This window comes from Sphingopyxis sp. FD7, from assembly GCF_003609835.1.
Classification (GTDB): domain Bacteria; phylum Pseudomonadota; class Alphaproteobacteria; order Sphingomonadales; family Sphingomonadaceae; genus Sphingopyxis.
In genome coordinates, this window is the sequence record NZ_AP017898.1 from 981,940 (window position 1) to 999,362 (window position 17,423).

Consider the following 17,423-nt stretch of genomic DNA (forward strand, 5'->3'; position numbering starts at 1 on the left):
TTTCTGAAATGCTATGACGCCGCCATGATAATACTTGATGTCGGCAGCGTTGCAGCTGGACCGCGATTTCTGAAATGCTATGACATAGGGGGTGGGTTACCGTGTGCAGCGGTCGTTGCAGCTGGACCGCGATTTCTGAAATGCTATGACGATCACCGACGTTGGACACAGACTCGATGAGTTGCAGCTGGACCGCGATTTCTGAAATGCTATGACGCCGACGCCATAGGTCGGCGGCAAGCGCAGTTGCAGCTGGACCGCGATTTCTGAAATGCTATGACTTTTTCAAGGTCAATCCTTTGGTTCGCATAGTTGCAGCTGGACCGCGATTTCTGAAATGCTATGACGGAATGCGCGGTGGCCTAATCCCCGGTCCGTTGCAGCTGGACCGCGATTTCTGAAATGCTATGACTCCTGCAGCTTCTCCGACGCCCGCTTATGGTTGCAGCTGGACCGCGATTTCTGAAATGCTATGACTGCGCTGGCAGAGGCTATCGGCCGGGCGCTGTTGCAGCTGGACCGCGATTTCTGAAATGCTATGACCCGTAATAATATACGGCATGACAAAAATCAGTTGCAGCTGGACCGCGATTGACGTGACCCCCTGATTTTCCTCCAACAGTGATTAGAGTCCGGTCTTGAAGGAAGGACGGACAGATGAAGCGTTTGAGGTTTTCGGAAGAGCAGATCATCGGGGTGTTGAAGGAAGCGGAGGCGGGCGCGAAGACCGGCGAGCTGGCGCGGCGACACGGGGTGTCGGAAGCAACGATCTACAACTGGAAGGCCAAGTATGGCGGCCTTGAGGTGTCGGAGGCGAAGCGGCTACGCTCGCTCGAGGACGAGAACGCGAAGCTGAAGCGGTTGCTTGCGGACTCGATGCTGGACAATGCGGCGCTGAAGGATCTTCTCACAAAAAAATGGTGACGCCCGCCGTTCAGCGGGAAGCGGTCGCCCATCTCCAGGCTTGCCATGGGATGAGCGAGCGGCGGGCGTGCCGTGTCACAGGCGCCGATCGGAAGAGCATGCGCTACCGGTCGCAGCGTGGCGACGATGCCGAGGTTCGGGAGAAGCTGCGCGAGTTGGCGCAGCAGCGTCGCCGGTTCGGTTATCGGCGCCTGCATATCCTGCTGCGCCGGGAGGGCGTGATGATCAACAGGAAGAAGACCCAGCGCCTGTATCGAGAGGAGGGGCTGATGGTCCGACGAAGACGCAACCGGCGCCGGGCGATCGGTGCGCGGGCGCCCGCACCGGTGCTCGCGCTGCCGAACCAGCGGTGGAGCCTCGACTTTGTGCATGATCAGATGGCGTCAGGTCGGCGGTTCCGGGTGCTCAACATCGTGGACGATGTCACGCGGGAGTGCCTGCGCGCGGTGCCCGACACGTCGATCTCCGGGCGCCGGGTCGTGCGCGAGCTCAGCGATCTGATCGAGGAGCGCGGCAGACCGGGGATGATCGTCAGCGACAATGGGACCGAGCTGACATCGAACGCGGTGCTCGCATGGTGCGGTGAGGTCGGGGTCGAGTGGCATTATATCGCGCCGGGCAAGCCGATGCAGAACGGCTATGTCGAGAGCTTCAATGGCCGGATGCGCGATGAGCTTCTGAACGAGACGCTGTTCCTCGACCTCGATCATGCCCGCACAGTGATCGCGGCCTGGGCCGAAGATTACAACCAGGCGCGGCCACACTCGGCCCTTGGATATGAGACACCGGCGGCGTTCGCCGCCGAACTGCATAAGCAATGGCCTGTGCAGCTACGCCCTTCGGGCTCCGCTGCACAGGCCATTGCTTACACTGCGCTCATGCGCAACAAAGCTGCTGGGCTCTAATCCCCGCTGGTGGAAACCAGGGGGTCACGTCACTCCCGCCCAACAATCCATCGTCGAGATGGAGTTGCAGCTGGACCGCGATTTCTGAAATGCTATGACCGCGCGATCAACGAGGGCGTTCCGATCACCGTTGCAGCTGGACCGCGATTTCTGAAATGCTATGACCTTCCGGCGTGCCGTAGAAGACCTGCGCTTGTTGCAGCTGGACCGCGATTTCTGAAATGCTATGACAGCCGATGCCTTGAAAGAACAAGGCTTCACGTTGCAGCTGGACCGCGATTTCTGAAATGCTATGACGCCCCATAGCGTCGGATTGAGCGTGCCCTGGTTGCAGCTGGACCGCGATTTCTGAAATGCTATGACATGGCCAGCGATCTGTTCTGGATGAAAGATGTTGCAGCTGGACCGCGATTTCTGAAATGCTATGACAGCGCTCGATAGTGCCAGCGGGACGGCCCAGTTGCAGCTGGACCGCGATTTCTGAAATGCTATGACGTCATCAGGGCTATCCCAGGCGATAGCATCGTTGCAGCTGGACCGCGATTTCTGAAATGCTATGACGGAAGGACCATCCGGGGACGCGGGACTTCCGTTGCAGCTGGACCGCGATTTCTGAAATGCTATGACCAGGGCTTTCGCCATCGCTCCCGCCACGCCGTTGCAGCTGGACCGCGATTTCTGAAATGCTATGACCGCACTGCCCGTCGAGCAGGCCGAACTTGCGTTGCAGCTGGACCGCGATTTCTGAAATGCTATGACCAGTCGGATTGGCACTATCCCTAGTAATATGTTGCAGCTGGACCGCGATTTCTGAAATGCTATGACGGATGGGCTCTTAACTGGTTGAACTGAAACCGGAAAAGATCCCATCTGTCACTGCAAAAATGCAGCGAATCATCAAAACAGGGCGAGTTGATCGGGATTTTTTCGTTGCCGCTGGCGACGTTGGCTCGAGAACCGGATGATATTCTCGTACTGCTTGTCGGTAAAGTTGAGCACATGAATCTCTCCGCGTTCGGGCAGGTGAGCCTCGATTCGCCGCAGGTAGGTTTCATAATGTTCTTTGCCATTGCAAAACCGAGCATAGATTGAAAACTGGCTCATTTCAAAGCCTTCATCAAGCAGAAACTCCCGGAATTTCGTCGCTTCGCGTGCGTGTTCCTTGGTGTCCACCGGCAGGTCGAACATAACGAATATCCACATCAGCCGGTATCCGCTCAGGTTCATGCTTCGATCGCAACTGATTGCCCGATCGAGGCCCAATCGAGAGGATCGGGTGGGTCAAACAGGGCCAGTGCCGATCTGCGTTCTTCGAAGCTTCGGGCAAGCGATTGCGCCAGTCGCTGGGCTGCCACGGACACGGGTGATACGACTCCGCCCAAGCGGAGATCATGGCCGATCAGACGCGCCAGCCGCTGTTTCGCTTGCGTGGTGACGGCGTCGACGCCTTCCTCGCTCATCCGCAGAACCAGCGCGTCAACAAGCGGTCGGAACGGCTCGACCAGATCGTCGGCCAATGCAAAGCCGTTGAGGCGACTATGGTGGTGCAGCCCGATCGCCGGGTGAAGCCCCGCGCCGATGATTGACCTAGCGACGCAGGATCGCACGACCGTGTAGCCATAGTTCAGAAGGGCATTCGGGCCATCGGCATTCTGATCCCGACGAAAATCGCTCCCGAACAGGGCGGGCCAGTATTTCCGCGCGGCCTGCGCCTCCAGATTATCCGGGTCGCCGGAACGAACGCGCCGTGCCATCAAGGCCAGTGCGTTGGCTTCATCCCTGCCTTGCGCCGCCAGCAACGAGGCTTGCAGCGAAATCTTGGAGACAATGATTTTCTGCCAGAGCTGTTTGAAAAGGGGACGCGGCGCCTCCCATTGTGCCCGCATTCTGGCAGCCTGAGCGTGATGACCATCAATGGGTGACATGATCGCCACCGGCAAATGGTTGGCCGCGCACAGCACCATGATTGCACCGCGTTCGGCAAGCGCGACGACCAGGCTGGTCGTCCAGGTCACGCCGTGGGCATGGACGATGACCGCCTGAATATCGTCGAGCGCTACGCGCCCCTGTTCCTGCCGATCAAGGCTGACGACAAGAAATCCGCGATAAGCAGAGAGATGGAGGTCGTTTGTGGCAATATCGACAATGCGATCCATGGCCAGCCTTTCGGGAGAGCAGGCTGGCACATCATGGATAATGACGGGTTAACGCGGCCCGGGGTCGAAAATGCGGCCGAGTTCATCGACGCGAACCTGGCGGGCTTTCATGTTCTTGAGCGCCGATGCCCCCGGCCCATAGAATTTGAAGGGGTCATCCGGGTTTTTGTTGCGCTCGGTCATATTTCCCGCTTCGTTGTGCTCGATCAGGAAAATCTGGCCGTTTTGTCCGTATTTCTGTACCCGCATAATCTGGCGAGGCCCGCCATCACGCTCAATCGCGATCAGATCATTCTGCCTGAGGCTCAGCACTTTCTTCGCTGCCGGGTGAGGGCGCTGTTCGATAAAGCCCGGCTGGTGAAGATCGAATGTCGAGATAACCTGATGGACCCATCGGCCGTCCGGCATCTGCCAGACATTATAGCGCGCATTGGAATCGCCCAGATAGCCCTTGTAGGGCTTGCCTGTTCGATCTCTGATCGGAATGAGCGTGAGTCCCTCCCGAACTCTCACCCGGCGAATGCCCCTGAAGTGCGGATGAGTGCGGGAAAAGTCGAGCAAGGCCTTCTCGAACTCCTTGCCCGCAACATCGCGCGTTGCCTGCCATAATGCGTCGCGCAGAGCGGTATCGGGAATGCGATCCGGATCGGCGATGTCCTTGGGCGTCAGGCTGGCGAGCGGAACGCGGTGGACAACGACCGGCAGGCCCGTATCGCTGATCAGGCCGGTGAAGCCATAAGCCGTGTCGTTGTGCAATTTGCCGGCCGTGATGTCGCGCCCCGGTTCGGGCTTGCCCCGGCGGCCGTGATCCGCCTTGTGACTCACGGTCGCGGCCAGAATCTTCTCACGCAGTTCGTCGCGGAAACGGCGATCGTTCGGATGCCGCGCCCACGGCATAGGCAAATCTTCAAACAGCCTGTCGAGATTCTGCTTTTCGGCGCGCGCCGCCGCCTTCGCAATCTCCGCGATCAGCGCCGGCGTCATGATGCCGACCACGGCGGCGTCGATCGCGTGATGACGATGATCGAGGCGGTTCTTGGGCGCATTGCTTTCCTTATTATCCACCCAATTATGATCGGGCAGGATGGAGTTCAGATCCCACAGGCGGCGCAACATCGCGGTCATCCCGCCATGAACGGCGAACACATGCCGCTCGCCGCGTTCGGGATAGAGGCAGGCCAGATATTTCGCCGCGATACGGGTGAGATATTGGGTATCGACCAGTTGCCGGGGCAGGAAGCTGCCTTCCTCCGCCGCATAGCGGTCCCGCGCATCCGGGCCGAAGCGCCATTGCTTCGAGCGGTGAAGGTGCGCAACCTGCTCCTGGATGATGGACCATCGGTCGGGATCATGGCCCCAGCGCTCCCAGGGGGTTTGACTGCCCTTCTCGCGGTTGCACCACGTATGGACAAGCACCTTGTTGCCAATGCCGTCATCATAGCTTTGGGAATATGGAACGATGTGGTCGATCTCGACATCGTTGTTCCGGATATGCGCCTGGCCGATATTCTCCCCGCAATAGGGGCAGCGGCGATTGAGGACGTCCTTGGGGTTCAGTTCCGTCCACAACCGCAGGATCAGTCGGTTGCGCCCGGTATCGCGGACGCCCATCGTGCCCAGCTTCGCGCCACGGTCGCGTGCGGCATCGGTGTTCTCCTTGAGTTGCCGATTATAGGCGACCTTCTCCTTTTCGTTGAGCTTCAGTTCGCGCGCCAGTTCGACGAAGATCTGGTCGGGCTTTCCGTGGACCCGGATGATCGCGCTCACCAGTCTGGCCAGCTGGTTCAGCCCGATATGGACGGTGGGATTGGTGATCTTGCCGAACCGGCGTTCATTCGCGTCGCCATATTCAGGCTTGCCCGGCGCGATCTCGCGCGAGAGGATTTCACCATAGTAAGGGAGTTGGTCGAACGCTTCCCCAGTCCGGAAATCGCTGTGATGAAATCCAGCCCGTTTCGCGGCTTCGGCGTAGGTGCAGACATCAGCCTTATATTCTTTGAGCAGCGCTTTTGTCGCCGTCAGTCCAAAGCGCCCATGCCCTTCGGGCAGTTTCGCGTTGGCGACAGCCAGCGCGGTTTCGTCGTCCAGCCCATATTCGCTTTTCAGCCAGGTCAGCAGGGTGTCGCTGTCCTCCTCTTCGAGCAGCCGTTCGATGATCGTCCATTGTTCTTCGGCGCTGAAATGAAACCAGCGCGGACCAAACAGTTTCTTGTGCGAAAGTTCGGCGCGCACCTCGTCACCATCCAGCGCCTTGCGGTTTTCGCCTTCCTTGTTGAACCGTTCGCCGTCCTTGAGTTTCAGCGTCTTGCCCAGCGTGTCGAAAGAAACCGACTTCTTGTCCTGCAACTTCAGGATCAGGGCGTCGCGCTCATCGAGCGTCAACGGGCGCCCGGCTGCACCCGGTGCAACCACCCTGAGCTGGTTGACCTCCTCATACAGGCGGCGCTGCTGGAACAGCGGATGCGCCTTGGGCAGGCGCTTCTCGTCCGTCGGCACGCCGTTGATTCCTGCGAAGGTGCAAGGACCGACAATCTGTGGCTTCAGCGGTCGTTGATATTCGATCACACGGTAAATGCCGTTCCATGCCTGCGGCGTCAGCAGGTCTGGATACCAGGCCTTTTGCGCATCCCAGATAGCGCGGAACTCGTCCAGCACATGCCGACGGTCCGGATAGAAGTCATAAGCCTTGCTGTCGGCGCGCATCCTGACGCGCTTGCCCATCGTGCCATTCGATTCATGATCGCGCTTGACCAGAAACTCGCCCAGGGTTCGCGCACCCAGTCGCCGCATGTCCTCGTCAAGCAGCCTGGTGGCCGTGGCGATCTTGCCATCCTCGCCGGCTTTCGACGTGCGCTCCGCCTTGCGGTTGGATTTGAAACCGCGCCGCTGGTTGAGATGGAACAGCGCGCGCCCGATCTGGTGAGGTTCCAGCTTCTCGTCGAGCGCGCGAACACGCAACGCATAGGGGTCTTGCGTCTCCAGCGCCCTGGCCAGTTCGGGATCGGCTGGCAGCAGTCCGTGCCGACGCAATTCCCGCAGCATGGCGGAACGCCGCCCGATATAGCGGTCCCGCCGCCGCCTTGCGCCGCGCGCCTCCCGCCGTTTGACCGCCAGCGGCGTGCCGGACCCGGAAACGGCGAGCTTCGACGGCTCGCGCCCGTCCGAAAAGATGCGCACGCCGATGTCGCGGATGCTGTCGCCGTCATAGAGGCACCAGCCGATGCTGTTGGTGCCGATGTCGAGGCCGAGACGCGTTGTCATATACGATTCCCTCCCTCAGCTTCCATCCGCAAGGGAAGGGGCGAGCGTCGGCTCGACCCTTCCAGGCTCCACCAGCTGCAGCCCGAATCGGACACGACAAGGGCTTTTTACCACAGGTCAATCGAAGTTAAAACTCCCTACTCCATTTAAATCACTTCCGATCACGGGCCAGGCGTGGCATGGTGGCGTTGGCGACTGATAAATGGAGTAGGCTGCAATCGGACCGGCGATTTCTGAACCTCTTGACATCAGCCGCGATTCCTGATGGACTGAATCCTTCAGAAATCGCGGTCCGGTTGTTAACAAGCAACTTGATTGCACCAAATAAGGTGGGGGCTACGGCCCCCATTTCTTACCGTTGCCCAAGAAGCGGGATTCGTAGTTGTGACCGAATCCGACCGTGTGGAAATGTTCGGTTGCCCGCTAATGCCAGACTCATCTGACAAGTACCGAGCAAATCATTCGTCGTAAATGGTTGCGGGCAACCCGGATGTCGTGGCGGTTGTTTACTGGCAAGGGTACCGTGTCCTGAAGACCGCCTTGCGGGAAGCTGCTGCGGGGTGCTGATAGCCGCTCTTTGCGAGGAGCGGTGATGAACGAGGATACCGGAGCGGCGGGAGCGAGTGTTCTCGTGAGTGGTCATATGAGTGATCGTATGAGCAGTCGGATCGCGGTCGTTGGCGGTCGTCGCCGTTGGTCGGTGGATCAGAAGCTGTCGATCCTGCGCGAGGCGTTCGGCCCCGACGGCTCGGTCTCGGCGACGTGCCAGCGGCACGCGGTCGGCAGCGGGATGCTTTATACGTGGCGCCGACAGGCCCTGTCGGGCTGATCTTCCCCCGGTTGCGCGGACACCAGGGTTAGCCCGTCATGCGTTGCTCGGCCTGTTCGGGGGTGAGATACCCGAGGGCCGAGTGCATGCGGTTCCGATTATAATAGCCTTCGATATATCCGAACAGAGCCTGCCGGGCTTCGAGATGCGTTGCCCAGCGGCATTGATGGACCAGTTCGACCTTCAGCGTATGGAAGAAGCTCTCCATCGGCGCGTTGTCGTAACAGTTCCCAGTGCGGCTCATCGACGCGGTCGCGCCGATCGCAGTGAGTTGATCGACATAAGCCCCGGCGGCATATTGCGATCCGCGATCGGAGTGATGCACGAGTCCGCGTAGCGGTCGCTGCCGTTGGGCGGCCATCATCAACGCAGCGAGCGTCAGTTCGGTGCGCATGTGATCCCGCATCGCCCAGCCCACGATCTTGCGAGTCGCCAGATCGAGCACGGCGGCCAGATACAGCCAGCCTTCGCCGGTCGGGATATAGCTGATATCGGCCAGCCACACGCGGTTCGGCGCCGTGGCTTCGAAGCGCTGCGCGAGCAGGTTCGGCGCGATCGGCAGGTAATGGCGGCTGTCGGTCGTCGAGGGCCGAAAGCGGCGACCGGCAAGCGCACGGATGCCGTGGCGGCGCATCAGCCGCTCGACACGACCGCGGCTGCAGCCGCGCCCTTCCGCGCGCAGCGCGGCATGCATCCGGGGACTGCCGTATCGCCCGGAATGCCGCGCCTGGATCCGACGGATATCGCCGAGCAACACGGTGTTCGCCGTCGTGCGCATACTCGGCGGCCGATCGCGCCAATCGTAATAGCCGCTGCGCGACACACCGAGCATGCGGCACATGACGCTGACCGGCCAGGTGCCAGCATGGGCGCGGATGAACTGGAACTTCACCGTGGCATCTCCGCGCAAATGCCGACCGCTTTTTTCAGAATGTCGCGCTCCATGCGCGTGCGATCGAGTTCGCGGCGCAGCCTGGCAATCTCCGACGCCTGATCCGCCGGCGACGCCATCGGCGATGATAGCGGCTTCGCCGCAGGCACTGTCCCCTTGATCTCCAGTGCCCGCTGCCAGCGCCTCAACATCGTCGGCATGATCCCCAGCTCACGCGCAACGTCGGTCTGCATCCGACCGCTCGTCTCCCACAGCGTCACAGCCTCGCGCTTGAACTCGTCTGTGAAATATCGCTTCCCAACCTTCGCCATCTTACACCTCCTCGCTCCAATGAGCCGTTCATCGGTGTCCGCGCAACCGGGGGAAGATCACTGGGAGCAGGTCGACTTGTCCCGCCGCATCGTCACGATCGGGCACGGCGACACCAAGAATGGCGAAGCACTGGGCGTACCGCTCAACGATCTCGCCATCGCGGTGCTCGAGCGGAGGATGGCGATCCAGCACGAATATGTGTTCACCTTCAAGGGCCGCGCGCTCGGCCAGGTGAATACCAAGACGTGGCGTGCGGCGCTCGTGCGGGCAGGGATCACCGACTTTCGTTGGCACGATCTTCGCCATACATGGGCAAGCTGGCTTCGGCAGAATGACGTGCCCACCTGGGTGCTTCAGGAGCTGGGCGGGTGGAAGTCCGAATCGATGGTGCGGCGCTATGCCCATATGTCGGTGAAGCATCTCCAGCCCTATGCCGACCAGCTGACGTTTTCGGTCACACCTCGGACCGGCGGAAATCCGCCAGCCGGGGGTTCGGCCGAAGGTCACAAAAATGGTCACAGTTCGGAGCCGCCAAGGCTCAAGCTCGTGGCCGGGACTGACCTAAGTTACTGATTATATTGAAGAATAAATGGTGGACGCACTAGGGCTCGAACCTAGGACCCGCTGATTAAGAGCCATGATCAGAGGGTCCTAGCGCGTCCGCATGTGTCCGAAAATGGCGGAAATCTGCGATTCACAGTCCGCATTGTTCTTGAAATGTTCACCAGTATCCACTACAAAAAGCTACCTAAGGTAGCAGGTACATATGGCGAACAAAGTAGGTTTGACGGACGCGAAGATCGCAGGGCTCAAGGCGCCGGCGGCTGGTCAGGTTGAGCTGGCCGATGGTATCGTCCCCGGCCTGAGGCTCCGCATGGGTGCCAGTGGTATCAAGACGTACATTCTGCGCAAGCGGGTTCAGGGCAAGTGGTTGAATGTGACCATCGGACGCCATGGTCCGAGTTTTACCCTCGCTCATGCGCGTAAGAAGGCGCGAGATCTGCTGGTCGATGTCGAGCAGGGCAAGAGCATTGCCAGGAAGCCGGGTGCTAAGAGGAAAGGGGCAAAGGGCGTCGGTACGGTCGCCGAGCTCTACGAGACGTATCTGTCCCAGCAGATCGAGGGCAAAAAGCGCAGCGCAAGGGAGTTCGATCGGGTCTTCCGAAAGTACATTGAGCCCGAGCTGGGAGACCGCCTCGCGGACTCCATTACCCGAGGTGACGTGAGCCGCTTTGTTGAGAAGATCGCATTCGAGCGGGGCAAGGAAACCCTGACGATGGCGCGGATCGTCTATCGCCATCTTTCGACCTTCTACACTTGGGCACTCACCAGACTCGAGCATATGCCCGCCAATCCCTGCCGGGACGCGTGGCGTCCGAAACGCAATGAACCTCGTGATCGCGTACTCAGCGACCGAGAACTCGCGGCGCTATGGCAATCTGCGGTCGAGGATGGCTATCCATTCGGTCACCTTGTGCAGATGCTTGTCCTTACGGCTCAACGCCGGGGTGAAGTGCTCGATGCAGCTTGCGACGAGTTCGATTTCAAGGCGAAGGTTTGGACCGTCCCAGGCGACCGAGCGAAAAATGGCAAAGCGAATGTGGTGCCGCTATCCGCGCAGGCCCTTGCAGTAGTCACAGAGGTCTTCGTGGCCGCAGGGATCGATCCTGACGATGCTCACAAGCAATCCCAGATTCTGTTGGCATCGAAGGTCACCAGCACGAACAGCGTTAGCGGCCTCTCGAAAGCATGGAAGCGGATCAGAGCAAGCGTGGACGAGAAGCTCGGCTACGAAGCCGGTCACTTCACAATGCATGACATTCGGCGGACGGTGGCAACTGGCCTCCAGCGTCTCGGCATACCTCTGGTGGTTTCTGAAGCGGTCCTCAATCACCAGTCAGGATCAGCTATGGCCGGTGTGGCGGGGGTTTATCACCGACACCAGTATACCAACGAGAAGCGCGAGGCGTTGGCGTTGTGGGGCAAGGAGGTAATGCAGATTGTAGCCAAGTACCCCGTCGAGGCCAAAAGCGGCTAAACTCCCGTGCAGTCGCTTGCCTGCAAAATGGTCCAGCCCGGCAACAATCCGTCGATTTCCTCTGTTTCGGCTAACTTGCGGATAAACCGCTAAAAGCGCCAATAGCGAAGGACGTCGCGGACATATCCGGGCGTTTCGCCATTCCGCGGTATCCCGCCCGCGCGTTCGACTGCACCTGGACCGGCATTGTAGGCTGCGACAGCGAGGTGAACCACGCCGAACCTGTCGAGCATCTGCCTCAGATACCGCGCCGCGCCGAAGATATTGGCCATGGGGTCAAAGCGATTGAAGACGCCAAGTTCCTTTGCCGTTGCTGGCATCAGCTGGCCAAGGCCCGCAGCGCCTGCCGGGCTGACAGCAAGGGGGTTATAGCGGGATTCCGTCCAGACGAGCGCGTCGAGCAGGCCGGTAGGCAATGAATACTTCGCTTCCGCCGCATAAACGTGGGGCAGGTAGCTCGCCCGCCGAAACCCGGATGCGGCAGTTTTGGCCTTGGGCTCGTATCTGTGCGGCAGGTTGACCCGTCCATTTTCTGCAACGCTCGAACTTGGTGCTGGGGCGGCTTGCGCGGATTGCCAGAACCCATGCTCGACCAACTGAAATCCGTTCGATGCTTCGGCAATCCGAAAGCCGCCTGAAGGACCGGCATGTTGCTCTGGTAAATCTGGCATTGGCAGTTCTTGGGCATTGGCAGGCATGGCTGATGCGATGGCAATGCCACCGATCAAGAGAGCTTTTATTGTCATTTCTCGATCCTTCTATAGCCGAATCGAGTGAGAACATATAAAGAACAAACGATGTAGGAAAATGCTTTGGCGCTGGTGCAGAGCGGAGGCTGCACGGGGAGGGCACCTCAACCGGAGTAGGTCGATGCCCCAGCTAGAGAAAAGTCATCAACTCGAACGCCGTGCCCGCACGATTATCGTACGCCTCAAGGGAACATGGCGCCAGGGCAAGGGCATGTGCTGCTGTCCTGCCCACGACGACCGCACACCGTCGCTCAGCGTGACCTTGGGGCGAAAGGCCATCCTGTTCCATTGCTTCGCCGGATGTTCGAATGAGGACGTCATTGCTGCATTGGATCGCCAGGGCGTTCGCAGCCGAGAGCTCTTTGATGGTTCTGGCCCTGGAACAGCTGATCGGCAAAATCAGAGTGACTTCAGTCCCAATGCGCGACGCTTGTGGCAATCGGCTTCGGCGATCTCCGACAGCCCGGTCGAACGATATCTCGGACAGCGCGGTCTCCAGCGCGCATCTGACCAGTTCCGCTACCTTGAACGTACGCCGCTCGGGCCACGCGGGGCAGTTAAGTTTCTCCCTGCGATGCTGGCCGCAGTCACGACTGACATTGGCGTTATCGCAGTACATAGGACATTTCTCGACGTGGCGAGCGGCAAGCTGGCCGGTTTCGAGCGGCCCAAGCGTGCGCTTGGCACCCTTGGCTGTGGTGCCGTCAGACTTGCGCCGGCAGTGCAGGGGCGTCTGGGTCTTGCCGAAGGTATCGAGAGCGCCCTGTCAGCCATGCAGCTCTTCGGGATCCCGTGCTGGGCGACGCTTGGAAACGAGCGGTTCGGTCTGGTTTCGATCCCGGAGAGCGTGCGCGAGCTCTACCTGTTCATCGACAATGATGCCGGAGGCGCTCTCGCCGAGGAGCGAGCGCTGAAGGCCTATGCTACGCCTAATCGTGTCATCCACTCGCGAGCACCGGCCTCGCCTGGTTTTGACTGGAACGATGAGCTGCAGTCGCGGCTTGCCCAAAAACCTGATCTATCGGGCAGAGGGGAGGGGGCCTTTGGCTGATTGAGGCCTGCCCGCCGCAGGACCTCGTCAGGAGGTTCCCATGTCCAATTCTTCCCTCGCCTTTGCATTCGATGACCCATCACCGCCCGTTGTTGTGATGGCGGCCCAGACCATGGCTTCTGAGCTGGCGGCAGGCCGCGCGCTTTCACGCAGCGACGTCACGCGCATCATGACAGAGCACTTCGGGGGGAGCGATGCTCTCGGGCGTTGGTCAGTTCGTGACGCCCATGCAGCCACCGAGCTGGCACAGGTTCAATACCTGCGAGCAGCGGATCAGATTCTGCTCTCGGCGTCGATCGACGAGGCGGAACAGTTCTTCTGCTCCCTCGATGCCCGACTGCCGACCCAGACCAATCGCAGCGACGAGCAGATCGAATGGCAGCAGTTTGCGACGCCGCCGCGCCTTGCCTGGCTTGCTGCCCGAGCTTGCGCGCTGGCCACTGGCGAGCTTGTGCTGGAACCCTCGGCCGGAACGGGCATGCTCGCGGTCTGGGCCGCCAAGGCCGGCTCGCGCCTTGCCCTCAACGAAATCTCGCCGCTCCGCCGCGACTGCCTGAATGCCCTGTTCCCGGCTGCCCGAGTGGCCGGTCATGACGCTGAGCTGATCGACGAACTGCTTGATCCCGCCATCACCCCAAGCGTCGTGTTGATGAACCCTCCCTATTCGCACGGCATCGAGCGAGGGCACGATAGTCGCACCGGCTCGCGCCACCTGAGGTCGGCCTGGAACCGTCTGGCGTCCGGCGGTCGGCTTTTCGCAATCATGCCCGAATGGTTCGATTGCGCGAGGTTTCTGGCGGGTCTGAAGGGGCCAGTTTCGCTGCGGCTCAATGCCGCCGTCGAACGCGCGTTCGTCAGGCAGGGCACCGGCATAACCACGCGGCTGTTGGTGTTCGACAAGGTGGACGACTCCCATGAGCCTGTCGCTATCCGCACAAACGACTTTCGCCAGCTGGTCGATCTTGTCGAGGCTCTGCCGGCTCGCGGCAGCTTGGAGGCTGTTCCCGAGCAATCGAGCCTCCCGGCTCGTGCGCCGTTTCGCCTGGTGGCCGCGCCGCGCAGGCCACTGCCGACACCGACCAGAATCACTCCTGCAGCATCCGCCATCGGGTCGCTCACGTACCAGACCCTCGAAACCCCTTCGCCGCTTGCCCCTCAGGTCGGCCACTATCTGCCCTATCGTCCGAGCAGAATCGTGATCGATGGCGCGGCGGAACATCCAACGCCGCTCGTTGAGTCCGTCGCCATGGGGTCGATCGCCGCACCGATTCCCGAAGCTGTGCCCCAGCTGCCCGACGGAATGATTGCCAAGGGACTGCTGTCGGCCGCCCAGGCAGAGACACTGATCTACGCGGCTAGCGCCCATGCGCGCGATCTACCCGGTCGGTTCGAGCCCGAGGACAAGGGCTGTTCGCTCAAGGCATCTGCGGAAGGCCAGACGTACCGCCTGGGCTATTTCCTCGGGGACGGAACGGGCGCCGGGAAGGGCCGTCAGGTTGCCAGCGTCATCCTCGATCGCTGGGTGCGCGGGGAGCGCCGCCATATCTGGATCTCGAAGAACGAGGCGCTGCTCGAAGATGCCCGGCGCGACTGGGCTGCGCTGGGTGGCCTCCCGATCGACATCCAGCCGCTCGCATCCTGGAAGCTCGGCACCCCCATCGCCATGCGCGATGGCATTCTCTTCGTGACCTACCCGACCCTGCGGTCGGGCCGAAACGATGCGACCCGCCTCGACCAGATCCTCGCCTGGGCGGGTGATGACTTCGACGGCGTGATCGTGTTCGACGAGGCGCACGCCATGGCCAATGCTGCTGGCGGCGAAGGATCGCGAGGCAAGGTCAAGGGATCGGAGCAGGGTATCGCTGGCGTGCGCCTGCAGAACCTCCTGCCGCGGGCACGCGTGCTCTACGCCTCGGCAACAGGTGCATCAGACGTCAACAATCTGGCCTATGCCACGCGCCTTGGCCTGTGGGGTCCGGAGACAGCCTTCGCCAATCGCGAGGCGTTCGTCGCCGACATTCGTGACGGCGGGATCGCAGCGATGGAACTGGTTGCGCGGGACCTCAAGTCGCTCGGCCTCTACACCGCGCGCGCATTGTCCTTCGCCGGCGTCGAATACGAAATCCTCGAGCATCGCCTGAGCGAGGATCAGATTGCGGTCTATGACGCCTATGCCGAGGCCTGGGCGATCATTCACGCCAACCTCCGAGAAGCGCTGGAAGCCACGCGGATCGTCGATAGCGAAACCGGCGGGACGCTCAATTCCGGTGCCAAGTCCGCAGCGCTCTCGATCTTCGAGGGAACCAAGCAGCGCTTCTTCGCGCAGCTGCTTCTGTCGATGAAGCTGCCCAGCCTGTTACCAGCTATCGACGCAGCGATTGGCGAGGGGAACGCCGTGGTCGTCCAGCTGGTCTCGACCGCAGAAGCCATGCTCAATCGTCGGCTTGCCGACCTCTCTGATGAGGAGCGCGAAGCGCTGGAGATCGATCTGTCCCCGCGGGAATATGTGATCGATTACCTCGCCAAGAGCTTTCCTGTCCGGCTGATGGCGGTCTTCACCGATGAAAACGGCAATCCTCGCTCAGAACCGATGAGCGATGAGCAAGGCGCGCCAGTACTATGCCGATCGGCACTCGCCGCCCGCAACCGGATGATCGAGCAGCTCTGCGCCTTGCCGCCCATCGCGACTGCGCTTGACGCCATCATCGAACGCTTCGGCGTCGATCAGGTGGCGGAAGTGACCGGCCGTACGCGGCGGCTGATCATTGGCGGCGATGGCCATCAGAAACTCCAATCCCGATCGCCGCGCGCGAACGTCGCTGAAACCCAGGCCTTCATGGATGGCAGCAAGCGCATCCTCGTCTTTTCCGACGCCGGGGGAACGGGGCGCAGCTACCATGCCGATCTCGCAGCCAAGAACCAGGCCCGCCGCGTTCATTTCCTGCTCGAGCCAGGATGGCGGGCTGACGCCGCAATCCAGGGGCTCGGACGGACCAATCGCACCAATCAGGCATCAGCGCCGCTATTCAAGCCGGTGACGACCGATGTCCGCGGCGAGCGCCGCTTCATCTCGACGATCGCGCGGCGGCTCGACAGCCTCGGGGCCCTGACGCGCGGGCAGCGCCAGACCGGCGGACAGAACCTGTTCGATCCGGCCGACAATCTCGAGAGCATCTACGTCAAGGAGGCGCTCCACCGCTGGTTCGGCTTGTTGTTCATCGGCAAGCTCGATGCGGTCAGCCTCGGGCGATTTCAGGACCTGACAGGCCTCAGGATTGAAGCACCCGACGGGTCGATGGTCGATGACCTGCCGTCGATCCAGCGCTGGCTCAATCGCATCCTCGCACTTCCCATCGCCTTACAGAACGCGATCTTCGATGAGTTCATGGGGCTGGTTGACGCGCGGATTGATGCCGCGCGTCAGGCCGGCACGCTCGATCTCGGCCTTGAGACCATCGCGGTCGAGGACTTCACGGTCCTGTCGGACACGCTGCTGCGCACGGATCCGGCGTCGGGCGCGACCACCCATCTGCTGGAACTGGAAATCGCCCGGGCCCTGAAGCCGCTGACGCTGAAGAGGCTCGAAGAGCTCTACGGCCTCGCCGGGCAACGGCAGCAACCTGTTCGGAACGCGCGTTCAGGCCGGGTTGGCTTGCTCGTACCCGCCCGCAGCATTCTTGCCGATGATGGCACGCGCGTGTCCCGCTTCGAATTGCTGCGTCCGCTGAAGCGCAGCCACATCACCGAGGATCAGCTGGCTGAGAGCAGCTGGGAGGGAATCTCCGTCGACGCTTTCCGCGAAGCCTGGGCAGCCGAAGTTGAGGAAGCGCGGACCAGCCACAAGCGCGAGCGCCTCTATCTTGCGACGGGCCTTCTGCTGCCGGTCTGGGACAAGCTCCCGTCCGATTTCGTGAGGGTCAGTCGCATATCGGCAGCGGATGGCCGCTCGCTGCTTGGCCGGGAGGTTCCGGTCCATTGCGTTCCGGAACTGTGCCGGGCGCTGGGTCTCGAACGCGAGCAAGCGCTGTCAGCCGACGACATCGTCCAGACTGTTCTGGCGACTGGCCGAGCCATGGAATTCATTGGCCGCGAGCAGCTCATGGTCAAGCGCAGTCTGGTCAATGGCTCACAGCGAATTGAACTTACCGGATGGAGCGTTGCCCGCCTTGACTGGTACAAGGCCCAAGGCTGCTTCTCGGAAATCATCCGCTACCAGACGCGGCTGTTCGTGCCGATCGATGGCGCGGCGAGCGTGGTTGCCAGATTGGCATCATCCGCATAGACGGTTGCCAAATGGCATTAATCG

At 61.0% G+C, this 17,423-nt stretch carries 11 protein-coding genes, 1 tRNA gene and 2 CRISPR repeat arrays (1 of these 14 running past the window's edge); of the genes, 6 read left to right on the top strand and 6 right to left on the bottom strand.

From position 1 onward, the window contains the following. Positions 1-544: direct repeats of the CRISPR family, unit length 36 nt; unit sequence GTTGCAGCTGGACCGCGATTTCTGAAATGCTATGAC; it begins 1,336 nt to the left of the window's first position. A gap of 113 nt (positions 545-657) precedes the next feature. Beyond that, positions 658-1,829, top strand: a protein-coding gene (locus SPYCA_RS04595; RefSeq protein ID WP_120218809.1) for an IS3-like element ISSpma3 family transposase whose coding sequence is annotated in 2 segments (ribosomal slippage) — positions 658-910 and positions 910-1,829 — 1,173 coding nt in all. Because the reading frame shifts where the segments join, the coding sequence is not laid out codon by codon here. 63 nt (positions 1,830-1,892) lie between these two features. Beyond that, positions 1,893-2,654: a CRISPR direct-repeat array (repeat unit 36 nt; unit sequence GTTGCAGCTGGACCGCGATTTCTGAAATGCTATGAC). Between the two features lie 72 nt (positions 2,655-2,726). Here the strand turns inward: SPYCA_RS04595 and cas2 are convergent. Genes cas2 through cas9 form a run of 3 tightly spaced genes read right to left on the bottom strand, consistent with a single transcriptional unit; the run spans position 2,727 to position 7,246 of the window. Continuing rightward, positions 2,727-3,056 carry a CRISPR-associated endonuclease Cas2 gene (cas2, locus tag SPYCA_RS04600; protein WP_197715368.1) on the bottom strand — a complete coding sequence of 110 codons (330 nt, stop codon included), beginning with the start codon at positions 3,054-3,056 and terminating at the stop codon, positions 2,727-2,729. Beyond that, positions 3,053-3,985 (bottom strand): type II CRISPR-associated endonuclease Cas1, encoded by a 933-nt coding sequence (cas1, locus tag SPYCA_RS04605; RefSeq protein ID WP_120219130.1) that lies wholly within the window; start codon positions 3,983-3,985, stop codon positions 3,053-3,055. The genes cas2 and cas1 overlap by 4 nt, the downstream gene beginning before the upstream one ends. Positions 3,986-4,033: 48 nt before the next feature. Further along, a complete protein-coding gene (cas9, locus tag SPYCA_RS04610; protein ID WP_120219131.1) occupies positions 4,034-7,246 on the bottom strand; it encodes a type II CRISPR RNA-guided endonuclease Cas9 in 3,213 nt (1,070 codons plus the stop codon). 655 nt (positions 7,247-7,901) lie between these two features. Between cas9 and SPYCA_RS04615 the strand changes: the two genes are divergently transcribed. After that, a complete protein-coding gene (locus SPYCA_RS04615; RefSeq protein ID WP_232003527.1) occupies positions 7,902-8,075 on the top strand; it encodes a transposase in 174 nt (57 codons plus the stop codon). 28 nt (positions 8,076-8,103) lie between these two features. On the opposite strand, the gene SPYCA_RS04620 is transcribed toward SPYCA_RS04615, so the two are convergent. Continuing rightward, a protein-coding gene (locus SPYCA_RS04620; protein ID WP_120219132.1) for an IS3 family transposase occupies positions 8,104-9,278 on the bottom strand; the annotation gives its coding sequence in 2 pieces (ribosomal slippage) (positions 8,104-8,993 and positions 8,993-9,278; 1,176 coding nt in all). Between the two features lie 19 nt (positions 9,279-9,297). Between SPYCA_RS04620 and SPYCA_RS04625 the strand changes: the two genes are divergently transcribed. After that, positions 9,298-9,852, top strand: a complete 555-nt coding sequence (locus tag SPYCA_RS04625; protein WP_269462438.1) for a site-specific integrase — start codon at positions 9,298-9,300, stop codon at positions 9,850-9,852. Between the two features lie 17 nt (positions 9,853-9,869). Here SPYCA_RS04625 and SPYCA_RS19200 read toward each other — a convergent pair. Beyond that, positions 9,870-9,951, bottom strand: a tRNA-Lys gene (locus tag SPYCA_RS19200). Between the two features lie 94 nt (positions 9,952-10,045). Here SPYCA_RS19200 and SPYCA_RS04630 point away from each other — a divergent pair. Next, positions 10,046-11,317 (top strand): tyrosine-type recombinase/integrase, encoded by a 1,272-nt coding sequence (locus SPYCA_RS04630; protein WP_120219134.1) that lies wholly within the window; start codon positions 10,046-10,048, stop codon positions 11,315-11,317. Between the two features lie 89 nt (positions 11,318-11,406). Here SPYCA_RS04630 and SPYCA_RS04635 read toward each other — a convergent pair whose 3' ends face one another. Further along, the gene (locus tag SPYCA_RS04635; protein WP_120219135.1) at positions 11,407-12,063 is read right to left on the bottom strand and encodes a lytic transglycosylase domain-containing protein; all 657 of its coding nucleotides are present in this window, start codon (positions 12,061-12,063) and stop codon (positions 11,407-11,409) included. Between the two features lie 124 nt (positions 12,064-12,187). Between SPYCA_RS04635 and SPYCA_RS04640 the strand changes: the two genes are divergently transcribed. Further along, complete coding sequence (locus tag SPYCA_RS04640) at positions 12,188-13,117, top strand: DUF7146 domain-containing protein (RefSeq protein ID WP_120219136.1); 930 nt, start codon at positions 12,188-12,190, stop codon at positions 13,115-13,117. Positions 13,118-13,157: 40 nt separating this feature from the next. After that, the gene (locus SPYCA_RS04645) at positions 13,158-17,399 is read left to right on the top strand and encodes a strawberry notch-like NTP hydrolase domain-containing protein (protein WP_120219137.1); all 4,242 of its coding nucleotides are present in this window, start codon (positions 13,158-13,160) and stop codon (positions 17,397-17,399) included. Positions 17,400-17,423: the final 24 nt, after the last annotated feature.

Excerpts from the sequence above, each read along its gene's own strand:
- cas2 (WP_197715368.1), bottom strand. The coding sequence starts at position 3,056 with ATGAACCTGAGCGGATACCGGCTGATGTGGATATTCGTTATGTTCGAC.
- cas1 (WP_120219130.1), bottom strand. The coding sequence starts at position 3,985 with ATGGATCGCATTGTCGATATTGCCACAAACGACCTCCATCTCTCTGCT.
- cas9 (WP_120219131.1), bottom strand. The coding sequence starts at position 7,246 with ATGACAACGCGTCTCGGCCTCGACATCGGCACCAACAGCATCGGCTGG.
- SPYCA_RS04615 (WP_232003527.1), top strand. The coding sequence starts at position 7,902 with ATGAGCAGTCGGATCGCGGTCGTTGGCGGTCGTCGCCGTTGGTCGGTG.
- SPYCA_RS04625 (WP_269462438.1), top strand. The coding sequence starts at position 9,298 with ATGAGCCGTTCATCGGTGTCCGCGCAACCGGGGGAAGATCACTGGGAG.
- SPYCA_RS04630 (WP_120219134.1), top strand. The coding sequence starts at position 10,046 with ATGGCGAACAAAGTAGGTTTGACGGACGCGAAGATCGCAGGGCTCAAG.
- SPYCA_RS04635 (WP_120219135.1), bottom strand. The coding sequence starts at position 12,063 with ATGACAATAAAAGCTCTCTTGATCGGTGGCATTGCCATCGCATCAGCC.
- SPYCA_RS04640 (WP_120219136.1), top strand. The coding sequence starts at position 12,188 with ATGCCCCAGCTAGAGAAAAGTCATCAACTCGAACGCCGTGCCCGCACG.
- SPYCA_RS04645 (WP_120219137.1), top strand. The coding sequence starts at position 13,158 with ATGTCCAATTCTTCCCTCGCCTTTGCATTCGATGACCCATCACCGCCC.